Genomic DNA, 12,596 nt, shown 5'->3' on the forward strand with positions numbered 1-12,596 from the left:
TTCGTTTACTATAACCCGAGCGACGACAAGCAAAGCTGCGTTGTGCGGACTATGACTAAGCTCACGGGCAGGGAGTACGACGCGGTGAAGTCGGAGCTGACTGAGCTTGCGCAGGAGCTCGGCTGCGGGACGTACAACGATGAAGCTGTTTTCGAGCGGTATATGGAGAGTCATGGCATATCCAAGCTGAAAGAATATGATGAAATAAAGGTTGGCGCGCTCGAACTGAAAGGCGGCGTTTACTGCGTCCACTGCACGAATCGCGAGGGCTTTCACCACCTCCTGCCCGTCGTGGACAACGTGATATATGACAGGCGCGACGACAGCCGCGAGCTTTACGTCGTTGCTGTCTACAAAAAGCAGGAATAACACTAAAACGGCGTCCTTGAGACGCCGTTATTCTGTAAAAGAGCAATTTTTATGTAGCTTTTTGAAAAATGGTATGTTATAATCAGTATATCATTTATTCACTGGGAGGGAGGCTTCTATGAAAAAATCATTTAGCATGGTATTATCTGCTGTGATAGGCGGCGTATCAGTCATGCCTGCGGGAGCGTCCGCGGCTGATGTCCCGCACAAATTCACCGCTTCTTTCACACCAACAGCCAGATTCCTTCAGGACTGGGACGAGAAACGCTGGGAACAGGAGTTCGCTGACGCCAAAGCTGCGGGCTTCGACTCGCTTATTCTGCAATCTTCAATGGACTATATACGCGAGAGTTGTAACGGAAATGAACAGGACCCCGCGGATTACGAGTACACCGCGAAATACTGCCTGTTCCCGACGAAGGCGGAGGCTGACAAGCTGCCGACAGTCAACGGCGGCGACGGTCTGGAGCTTGCGCTGAAAGCGGCAAAGGCTAATGATATGCAGCTCTGGCTGGGACTGGTCAGCGACGATATATGGTGGCAGTATTGCTACGGCGAGCCGACAAGCTATTTCTCAGAATGGAGCGCTGATAATGCCGAGCTTTGCAGCGGGCTCGTGACCGAGATGTGGGACCGCTACGGCGAGGAGTACGGCGACCAGATAGCGGGCTGGTACTACAATAATGAGATATGGAACATTGAGAAGGCGTGCGACGGCTCGAATGCCGATGAATATGTGTGTACTATCGGCGAGAATCTAAAGGCGACTGTTGACGCGATAAACGAGAGCTGTCCCGAAAAACCGCTGATGATAAGCCCGTTCTTTACTGTCAACGATACCACTCCGCAGCAGTTCACCGCCTTCTTAAGTGACGTTTTAGGTACTGCGGGGATGCGTCCGCACGACATCTGCGCCATGCAGGACTGCGGAAACTATTCCTATTCTCCCGAGGTGGTGCGCGAGTGGGCAGAGGCGCTGAAAACGATGCTGGACGGACATATGCACTTCTGGATGAACAACATCTGCTACGTTATGGACTTCACGTATATGCGCAGCGAAAAAATAGAAATAGATGACTTTCGCAGGAATTATCAGGCTACGGCTGACCTCGCCGAGGAGAATATAATCCTTTCGTGGAACTTCCACTTCGCTCCCGATGAGGACAGAATGAAGCAGTTTTCGGACTTTGTCGGCGAGAGGACTGAGGGTGATGTCAACCTCGACGGCAAGCTGACTGTTGCCGATATCGTGGCAGTTCAGCGCTGGCTGCTCGGAGCATCGGACGCTCGTCTGAGAGACTGGAAGGCTGCTGACTTCTGTGCTGACGGAAGGCTCGACACGTTCGACCTTTGTCTGATGAGAAGTGCGCTCGTTCAGGCGGTCAAAGAGCAGGATGCGGTCATAGTAAAGAACATCGACGAACTTCGTGAGGCAGTGAAAAACGCTAAGGCAGGCGATGTGATAAAGGTCGCCGCAGGTGTTTATGACTGCTCGAAGGGAAAGATACTCGCTGAGGCTGACGGCACAGAGGAGGCTCCGATTACTCTTGAGGCTCTCGACCCGAGTGCTCCGCCGCTGCTGCACGCGACCGATACGGCTCACGGCTATATACTGCACATTACGGGCGATCGGTGGGTGATAGACGGTATAGACTGCAATTACGTGCAGAAGGGCATTGTTCTCGATAACTCCAACCATACAGTGATTCAGAACTGCGAGATATCCGAGACGGGTACCGAGGCTGTCGCTATCCGCGACGGAAGCTCCTACTGTACGGTGAAAAACTGCAATATCCACGATACAGGTCTTGTTACTCCAGGCTACGGCGAGGGCGTATACATCGGAAGCTCCAAGGAAAAGACAGAGTTCGATTTTAAGTGCGACCACAATAAGGTCATCGGCTGTACGTTCAAGAACGTCGCCGCCGAGCACATCGACGTCAAGGAGTATACGACCGATACCGAGATAAGCGGCTGCACATTTTATGGCGACGGTATGTCGGGCGAGAATTACGCGGGCAGCTTCATCGACATCAAGGGCAATGACTGCTTCGTTCACGATAACATCGGCTACAGGAACAAGAATCCAAAGATAGTGGCGGCGTTTGAGATACACGAGCAGGTCGAGGGCTGGGGATACCACCACGTCTTCGAGAATAATACGCTCTACATGGATCAGCCATACGGCGCGGAGGATACTTCACGCAGGATATATGTGGTTGACGGCTGGTTCAGCGATTTCTCCGTAAAGGGCAACAAGGTCGACTACGGTGAGGGGCTTGTCCCCGCAGACAGTGCGGAGTTCTACAAATCCGAACATGTTACTTTCATGGATTGAATAGCGAAAAAAGGGCATCCCGAGGGTGCCCTTTTTCTATCTGTACTTTTACGTTATTTCGCAACAATGAGCTCTCTCATAAGGCAGAGGTCGAAGGTGTCGAGCCTGCCGTCCTCGCAGAGGTCTCCTGCTTTCCAATCCCTGAGCCTTGCGTCCGATGCGCCGACGAGCCACCTGCTCATCAGCACGAGGTCAGCTGCCTCGAATCTGCCATTTGCATCGACGTCTCCGCGCACAGCTCCGTCATCGGGGGTCTCGCTGCCTGAATATGTGATGTTCGGCTCGGGGGTCTCCTTGAAGCTCAGCTGAACGTAGTCCACCGCTCCGCGGAAGCCCTTGCCGATGACCGCGGTATCATGCTCTGATGCGCTCATCACATCAGCCGCGGTAAGTGTTGCCTCCCTGCTGTCCGCGACCTGACCGTTTATCAGCAGAGTTGCTTTTCCGCCGATGATACGGACAGTTATCCTGCTCCATTCGCCCTTACTCAGCGAAGCGGGAGCTGTGAGCTTTTCGGTCGTATTTCCGTCTGTGAGAATGAGCTCTGCCTTTCCGTTTTTATTCGAGGGCGTGAAGCTTATATAAGCCTTATCATCGCCGAAATGAATGAGCTCCTGATTATCGCTGCCGCCCTTCCAGAGCGCTGCGAGACTTATCTGAAGATCTTCCGACCTGAGCGCTGACTCGTCAAGGATAAGGCAGTCGTCACCTCCGCTGAGATTCAGAACCCCCTTCGCCGAAGTGCGCTCCTCCGCCCATTCAGCACCGAACACACGAGCACTTGTCGCGGTATATTTATCCTTTGCCCAGTATCCCGAGCTATCGGCAAAATCGTATGAAGCCGTGTAGCCGTCAGATGTCGCGTGCCAGCCTTTATCATCGAGCCAGCCGAATCCGACACCGCTGTCCTTTGACTGGTCATTGGAATAGTCTCCGTCGGTGATAGCCTGTCCTGAGAACGTGCCCGAACCGTAAATGTAGGAATTTCCCTTTATCACGGCGTTGTCTGTTACATTCACTGCCTCGTTGATGTATGCCTTCTGACATACCATCGCATTTCCCGAGACCTTGCAGCCCGTAGCAACAACTGCACTGTCGGTTATGACAGCATTTCCGCTGACCTCAACATTTCCCGATACCCAGCCGTCCAGATATATCCAGCCGCCGCCGTTCACTACTGCGTGACCGCTTATCACGGCATTGTCCTTTACGACTGCGCTGCCTGCAACGACTGCATAGTCCTCAACGCGGACATTTCCCGAAACATCTGCTGTTCCGAGCACCATCGCATTCCTGCCGACATATACGGTATCCGCCACCTTCGCCGTGTCAGCTACCCAGCCGCCGCCGTTAGGGTGAACGTGTCCTCTTTCCTTCGTATATCCGCCGGACTGCTGCACATCAGCGCCTGTGAGCCTTATCTCATAGGGATAGCGTCTGCGCTCGTCACTGTCCCTGTACGGTGCCGTGTCTTCCTTGCTGAAAGCATTTGCCATACGTATCTCAGACGGCATTGCCGAGACAGTGATATAAGCCTCAGCCGCTCCCGACGCGGAAACGCTCATACTTTCACCGCTTCCGAACAGGTCGGAATAGGACTCCCTGCCGTTTCCGTCAACAGTAACGATACAAGCCTGCCAGCCTGCGGTGCTGTCATCGGATACGCCGCGGAAGTCAACGGAGATATTATCGCCTGTCACCTTCAGAGGTATCACATTGATACCTCCCTGCATCGGCGCCTCTTCCTGCGGAGACCTGAGCCAGCCTGTACCGTTGTCCTCGGGGACAGTGTAGAAGAGGTTCCAGTAGTAAGGCGACTCGGCAAGCTTTTTCTTGAACTCAGCCTGATATGCCTGTTTTGCACCAAGATCAAACGTCGCCATACGCTTTGCATAGCTGCCGAAAATGAACTGTGCGCTGTTTCCGCTCAGACGGGCTATCGTTGTGAACGGGTGCTCATTTGGTTTGGCTTCGGAGATCATGCGCTTCACAAAGTCAATGCCGAGACCGTCGATATTATCCGGATTGTACGAAAGATAAATGAGGAACGGCCACACCTCATAGTAGTTCCTTCCGTGAGGGAGCGTAAGACTGAGATTGCGTATATACGGCTCGAACCATACCGTTTTCACGCTTCCCTTGTAGTATTCGCTGCCGAGGTACATCTCACGGAACCAGTTCGCGAGCGGCTCCCACCACGCGCCGGTTATGCCCTGATCTACCCACGCCTTCTGCTGCATCGTGACAACGTGTCCGAATTCGTGTGCGATAGTGAGGTCGTCGAGCATAGCTTCGGGACTGATTATCTCGATGCCGTAGCCGTCTTCTGCGCTCATAAATGCCCAGCCGTCAGGATACTGGTCAAGTCCCGTGTAGGTGAGATAGACGTTCGTCTTGTACTTCTGTGTGCTCTTGCCGTAGATGTCTACGTTCATATTCTCCATACCGAGGTACTCGCCGTAGCAGTGCCACAGCTGCTCGTACTCCTCAAGGTTACGCTTGAGAAAAGCGTCGTTCACCTTCCCTGTCGTATCATTATTGCCGTAGAAGATGACGAAATGCTCGGATTCAACGTAATTCGCCGTTTTACAGTAGCCCCACTTATCGCGGATAAGGTATTCGTCCGCTGCATTTGCATCCCCGAAGCTCACACCTGTTCCCGAAAAAGCCGATGTACCGATGACCGCTCCGAAAGTCAGTGCCAGTAATTTCTTTATCCCCATTACGGTTTCCTCCTTTGTCGTATTTCACGAACAGATCTATCTGCTTTTATTATATAGGCAATACCGCACAAAGCCCGCCTGAAGGCTTTGTACTGGATATGCTTGCATATTTTCCGTCATCTTGCACAGAAATTACTTGACATACGTCAGTATGCCTGCGGAATTTCTATACAATCTGACGAATAATCTGTCGGCGCATCTCCAGCACAAGCTTTGTGCGGTATTGCCTATAGATTTGCAATGTATATTTCAATAGTAAAAGCAGCACAGTTTATGTAATTTCCTGCTATTGAGAATTGTGTCAGGCTCGCGCAATATCTCTGTAAAAACGTCTGCGGTGAGCGTGACGAAATGCTTTTCGTCAATAGCCGCGTGTTCTATCGGAATTTTTGATAAGGTCGGAAAAATCTGCCAAATTATACTCACTCCCTTCTACATTATATATTATCAGATTTTTTCTCTGTTTGCAACAAGAAGAGTGTGTGCAGAATTATTTAAGGCAATACCGCACAAAGGCTGCCTGATGGTTTTGTGCAGTATTGCCTATATGGCTCTTATAGTAAAATAATATATGGTATATGCTCCGATAATGCCTCCCCGTATAGAGAGGCGTTCGTTTTTTTGAGTGGGCATAATATGTACGTTTCGTTGGGGAGAAGTTGTATGTGCCTTTATTTCGGTGCGTATTGGCTTTGGCAGTGATATGTCTCTCTGTATTCTTATTACGGGACGTTTAAAGTAAAAGAATCGCAATTTATGGTTAATAAAGTTGCGGATAGCAATAAAAGAATTGTTATCTATTGAGTAAAAATGATATAATATTATTATTCTATTAAAGAAAGAGGTGCTATTTTGGAAAGGAACTATGTAAGAAGAATACTTGCTTCCGTTTCCGCATTGGTCGTCAGCGCAACGTCTTTGGGCATGAATGTCCCGAATACTGTTTTTGCTGAGAGCGGCTCTGCTGCGAATAATCAGCAGCAGCTTCTTGAAGAACATCACTGCGATACCGACCATGAAGAACTGTGTTGCGAGCACGAGCATGACGAGTTGTATTGTGAACATGATCACGACGAATCATGCTCTGATCACGAGCACGAAGAGCTGATTGAACAGCTCGATCTTGAAGAGGCAATCGCCGAAGAAAGCAGACAGCTTTCTGATGCGGGTACCGTCAGGATCGCGCTGCTTGATGCGGGCGTCACCAATTATCAGGTGAGTGAAAGAGTTTCGTTTGTAGATGATGAAACTATCGACAGTACTCACGGCAATGAGATGATGGGTGTGCTGCTGGCTGCTGCTCCCGAGGCCGAGGTTTTCGACGTACGTGTACTCGATGACTTCGGAAACGGTACCGCTGCCGATGTAACAGACGGTATCATGTGGGCGGTATCAAAGAATGCCGACATTGTGTTGATGAGCTTTGCGGGAGCTCAGGACTCCTCCCTCTACAAGGAGGCGCTCGACTATGCCGAGGAAAATGATGTGATCGTTATTTCCGCGGCAGGAAATGAATCGACCGATGAGCCGCGCTTCCCCGCTGCCTATCCGACTGTTATCTCGGTAGGTGCATGGGAATCCGAAGGCACACTATGGTCTGCTTCAAACTATGGCGCGTATGTGGATACTTATGAGGTGTCAAAGTACGGTACTTCGGGAGCTGCTGCGGCTTTTGCAGGAAAAACAGCGGCCGCTCTTGCAGAAAACAGTGAGTATACTCCCGCGCTGCTCAGAGCAGATATGCAGCTGAGCAAGCCTGCTTTTGAGTTTGCAGGAGAAGAGAATGCAGATGCATTCGTTGTTGCTTCTGCGTGCTCACATTCGTTCAACGGTTCGTACAACACCGAATCTTATCCTACTTGTACAGAAAACGGAAAAAAGGTAGGTAAGTGCAACAAATGCGGCGCTGTAGTCAGCACAGTCATCCTCAAGGCTTTGGGACACGACTGGGGCAGATGGAAGACCGTTATCTCTGCCGGCTGTGAAACAGAGGGCTTGCAGGAGAGAACGTGCGCAAGATGCGGTGACAAGGAATCTTCTTATACCAGCCCGCGCGGCCACTCGTTCAACGGCTCGTACAACACAGTGGCATATCCGACTTGTACCGAAGGCGGATTAAAGGTCGGCTACTGCAACACCTGCGGAGCTGTAGTCAGCGAGATCGGCATTGACCCCCTCGGACACAGTTGGGGCAGCTGGGGGACCGTAAAACCCGCAGGCTGTGAGACGGACGGCTGGATGGAAAGAGAGTGCGGAAGATGCGGCGAGATCGAAGGTTCCTCGATCTCAGCACACGGACACTCATTTAACGGTTCATATAATACCGAGGTATTCCCTACTTGTACCGAAGGCGGACTGAAGGTCGGCAAATGCAATACCTGCGGAGCTGTAGTCAGCGAAGTCGGCATTGACCCTCTTGGTCACGACTGGGGCAGATGGACCACTGATAAAGAGCCCACTTGTACAGAAGACGGTACCAGAATAAGAAAGTGTAACAGATGCGACGCTACCGAAACTGAGAAAGCTTCAGCTACCGGTCACACATTCAACGGTTCATATAACACGACAGTATTCCCGACCTGTACCGAAGGCGGAATGAAGGTCGGCAAGTGTGATAAATGCGGCGAGGTCGTCAGCGAAGTCGCACTTGATCCTCTCGGTCACAACTGGGGCAAGTGGACCACAGTCAAGGAATCAACTTGTACCGAGGACGGACTCAGAACAAGGAAATGTACCAGATGTGATGAAACTGACTCGGAAACTATTTATGCACTCGGACATACATTCAACGGTTCATTTGAAACAATCAAGGAGCCTACCTGTACAGAAGCCGGAATAAAAGCCGGAAAATGTACAAAGTGCGGCGAAATAGTAAGTCAGACAGAACTTAAGGCTCTTGGTCACGACTGGGGCAGATGGACTACAACCAAGGAACCGACTTGTACACAGGATGGTACAAGGACAAGAAAGTGTAACAGATGCGGCGTATCCGAAACAGCAAAAGCATCAGCTACCGGTCACACATTCAATGGTTCATATACTACAACTAAATTCCCGACCTGTACCGAAGGCGGACTGAAGGTCGGCAAGTGTGATAAATGCGGCGAAGTCGTTAGCAAAGTCCAGCTTGATCCTCTCGGTCATAACTGGGACAAATGGACTACTGTAAAAGAAGCCACTTGCACAAAGGACGGTTCAAGAACAAGAAAATGCACAAGATGCGATGAGACCGAAACCGAAACTGTTTATGCACTCGGACATTCTTTCAACGGCTCATATGAGACCGTAAAGGAGCCTACCTGCTCATCAAAGGGACTCAAGGTGGGTAAATGTACAAAGTGCGGCGATATAGTCAGCGAAGTCCAGATCCCTGCTCTTGAACACAAATACGGACCGCTCGAAACTGTAATTGAACCAACCTGTTCATCGACCGGACTTGCTTTCAAGTACTGTACGATATGCAACAGAATGGAAACAGTACATCTCTCTGCAAGAGCTCATACCTTCAACGGTTCCTATGTAGTTGTCAAGGAACCCACTTGTACCGAAGACGGACTCAAGGAAGGCAGATGCACAGTATGCGGTAAGGTAGTTAGTACAGTGGAGATCCCCGCAAAGGGCGGAAGTCATACATTCAACGGTTCATATAATACAGTAAAGCAGCCTACTTGTTCCGAAACAGGACTCAAGGAAGGCAGATGCACAAAGTGCGGTGAAGTCGTTTCAACTGCTGTCATTCCCAAGCTTGAACATGATTTTGGTGACTGGCAAGAATTATACTCTGCGACCTGTACAACTTCCGGAAGCAGATACAGAAAATGCAAGAACTGCTCAAAGATAGTCTTTGAAACGATCACTCCTACCGGCCATTCATTCAACGGTTCTTATGAAACAACCGTTGAGCCTACCTGCACAACCCCCGGTGAAAGAGTCGGTAAGTGTACAAAGTGCGGAAAGGTGGTTTCCAGATATTCCATTCCCGCAACTCACAAATATGGCGAATGGACAATAATCACCAACCCGACGTGCGGCGAGAACGGACTCAAAGTTCATGAGTGTACGGTTTGCCGTAAACGTGAGACCGAAGTGATCCCGAAGAGCAGTGAATATCATTCGTTCAACGGCTCATTTGAGGTTATTCCGCCTACTTGTACAGAAGCCGGCGAAAGGATCGCAAGATGTACAAAGTGCGGTGAGATCCTCTCAAGTACAACGATCCCAAAGAAGGGCGGCTACTGCACATTCAACGGTTCATTTGATACTGTTAAGGAACCGACCTGTACCGAAACCGGCTTAAAGGTCGGCAAATGCACAAAGTGCGCAAAGGTGCTCCAGCAAATCGTTATTCCAAAGAAAGATCATACATGGAGTGCATGGGAAGTTACTTCAGCCGGAATCAGAACTCACGTTTGTGAAGTATGCGGTACATCCGAAGAAGAACAGATAACCGAACCCGCTGAACTTGAAGTAGAGGATTGCGGATACTCTGAATTCTATTTCACACCTGACGGTGGATTAGGTGATTCGTATTCATGGCCTCTTTATTATGCAAATACCGATCCTGATACTCTTGAAACAACCGGATTAACATATCTTAAACTCAGTTTCAATACTAATGTTGACTGGACTGTTTCTGCTTCTTCCAATATTAAGGTATTGGATGAAAACGGAAGAACATTGACTTCCGGTCCGGCAGGTGAAAATTTCATTCTTGTTGCTCTTAATTCAGTAAATTTCTCTGCTACGGGAGATGAATTCGGTCCGTATACACTTACTATCAACGCAAAAGAAGAATCCGCTACATATACTCTGTATCAGACAAACTGGTATATTAACGGATGCAGCAAGGAATACTTCGGCACTTGTGATGAGATAACAGATGCACTCGCAAAACTTGGCAACTACGAAGACGCTATCTATGCTCTCAAAGGAAATGTCAATACAAACGGAGCGATCAGAATTTACGAAACCGACGGATTCAGATATCTGGCGGTTAAAACAGTTGCGTACGATGAAAGAAATATTGCTTTACAGTATATAATATACGACGCAACTTGTTATGTTCATCCCGAGACCAAGAATATGAAGATGGATGTTCTGGTTCTTAAAGCCAACGGATTGAAGATCACTGATAACAATCAGCCGATGTTCAGTACAACAGCTACCATGAACGGATGCTATGTGAACTCTACAGATACTGTATATCAAGAGGAAGTTGCATTTGACAATAGTCTCAAAGTTGGTATAGGTACGGGAGCAGGTTTCGGATTATCATTCATTCCTGGAGGTCCGTTAGTCGGGTTCACCATAGGATTGGCGGCTGATACACTGGTCGATGTCGGCGGAGATGCATTGATCAATGTCCTGACAGAAGATAACGGAAACAGCTGCGTTACTACCAAAACTACAGTCAAGCTTAAAGAATCATGTGTTTTGGATACCGAAAACCAAAAGATCGGCGCATATTGTGACACCGAAAATGTATTATCGCCGTCATGCTCCATCAGCTTCTTTATTACAGACGGCGCTAACGCTTCAAAGGCTGTAACAGTAACATCATAAACTATATTTGCAAAACCGGTCTCTGGCCGGTTTTGCTCAGTAAAAACGTGAGGAAGAATTAATGAAAATAAAACAAGTAATTGCAGCAGCTTCAGCATTTGCAATGATTTTTTCAAGCGCTGTATATTCGCCCCTTGCTGTTTCTGAAATGTATCTGAATACATATGCAGCAGAAACAGTTGATACAGGCGGAGACGAAAAAGGTGTAAAATGGTCGCTCGACAGTGACGGAATTCTTACGATCAGCGGGTCCGGCAGCATGACAGATACGACCTATGATGATTACAGTGATCTGATCTCTAAAATCGTGATCGAAAAAGGTGTTACAAGCATCAGACAGGTCGCTTTCTCGTACCTCGAAAATGTCAAGAGTGTTTCGATCGCAGACAGTATTACTTCTGTCGGACCTTATGCATTTACCGGATGCTCCGGGTTAGTATCGATCACTCTTCCCGATTCTGTAACAGAGATAGGTGAAGGCGCATTTGTAAACTGTACACTTCTTTCTGATATCAAGTTATCCGATAAACTTGAATCGATCGGAAACAATGCATTCAATGGCTGCGCTTTTAAGACTATCACAATACCTCCAAGTGTTAAAACGATCGGAAATTACGTATTTGTAGATTGTCAGGAACTTGAATCGATCAAGGGCGTTAAAGGTTCTGTGGCTGAGAAATACGCAGAAGAAAACGCTATTCCTTTTGTTCCTGTTGATGCTCCTGTAACAACTACAGCTGTATCAACTGCTCCGACAGCTACAACTACTTCCACAGCAGTAACTACGGTTCCTGTTCCGGTACACAGCGGCGCAGCAGGAGATTCTGCCAACTGGGTCATTGACAGCGCCGGAATGATCACTGTTTCTGGTTCGGGAAGCTTTACAGAAACCAATTATCTTGAGTACAAGGACTCCATAAAGGGCGTAAGCATTTCTGACGGGATCACTAATATTCCGACATACGCTTTCTTTCAATGTGCAGATATTTCATCTGTTTCTGTAGCTGATTCGGTAACAGAGATCGGAACTTGCGCATTCACAGAGTGTTCCAAGCTCAAGAGCATCAAACTTCCCAAGGCAATAACAGAAATCAGTGACAGCTCTTTTGAAGGCTGTTCATCTCTCGAAACTATCACTCTTCCGGAAACAGTAACAAAGATCTCGGATTATTCATTCTCAGGATGCGCAGCTCTTAACAAGATCGTTATTCCCGAGAAGGTAACATCAATAGGTGCAGGCGCTTTCGCGGACTGTGCTTCTCTCAAGGCAGTTACAGTTCCAAAAACTGTTACAGAGATCGGTGACTGGGCTTTTGCCGGTGTATCTTCCGGTTTTGTAATGAGCGGATACAAGAATACCGCAGCACAGGAATATGCTGAAAAGAACGGCTTCGCATTCAATTGCCTTGATGCTGTAACAACTGTAACGATCACAACGACTACGGCTGCGGCAAGCACGACTGCAAAGGCTACAACTACGGCGGCTGCAAGCACGACTGCTAAGGCTACGACTACGGCGGCAGCGAGCACTACTGCTAAGGCTACGACTACGGCGGCAAGCACGACTGCAAAGGCTACGACTACGGCTGCGGCAAGCACGACTG

Annotated in this window: 5 protein-coding genes; 4 read left to right on the forward strand and 1 reads right to left on the reverse strand. The window is 49.0% G+C overall.

The window, feature by feature from the left end; all coding sequences use genetic code 11:
* Window positions 1-369: hypothetical protein (locus BMX22_RS14725; RefSeq protein WP_074741810.1), on the forward strand; the 369-nt coding region annotated here is incomplete at its 5' end.
* A gap of 118 nt (window positions 370-487) precedes the next feature.
* Window positions 488-2,707 carry a DUF4434 domain-containing protein gene (locus BMX22_RS14730; protein WP_074743309.1) on the forward strand — a complete coding sequence of 740 codons (2,220 nt, stop codon included), beginning with the start codon at window positions 488-490 and terminating at the stop codon, window positions 2,705-2,707.
* A 53-nt stretch (window positions 2,708-2,760) separates the two neighbouring features.
* Here the strand turns inward: BMX22_RS14730 and BMX22_RS14735 are convergent, their stop codons facing one another.
* Window positions 2,761-5,430, reverse strand: a complete 2,670-nt coding sequence (locus BMX22_RS14735; protein ID WP_074743311.1) for a DUF6055 domain-containing protein — start codon at window positions 5,428-5,430, stop codon at window positions 2,761-2,763.
* 852 nt (window positions 5,431-6,282) lie between these two features.
* Between BMX22_RS14735 and BMX22_RS14740 the strand changes: the two genes are divergently transcribed.
* Entirely contained in the window at window positions 6,283-10,992 is a 4,710-nt protein-coding gene (locus BMX22_RS14740; RefSeq protein ID WP_074743313.1) for a S8 family serine peptidase, read from the forward strand.
* Between the two features lie 61 nt (window positions 10,993-11,053).
* A partial coding sequence (locus BMX22_RS16610) for a leucine-rich repeat domain-containing protein (RefSeq protein ID WP_177173043.1) occupies window positions 11,054-12,596 on the forward strand: 1,543 nt, incomplete at its 3' end.

Source organism: Ruminococcus sp. YRD2003 (assembly GCA_900109435.1).
GTDB lineage: Bacteria > Bacillota > Clostridia > Oscillospirales > Ruminococcaceae > Ruminococcus > Ruminococcus flavefaciens_G.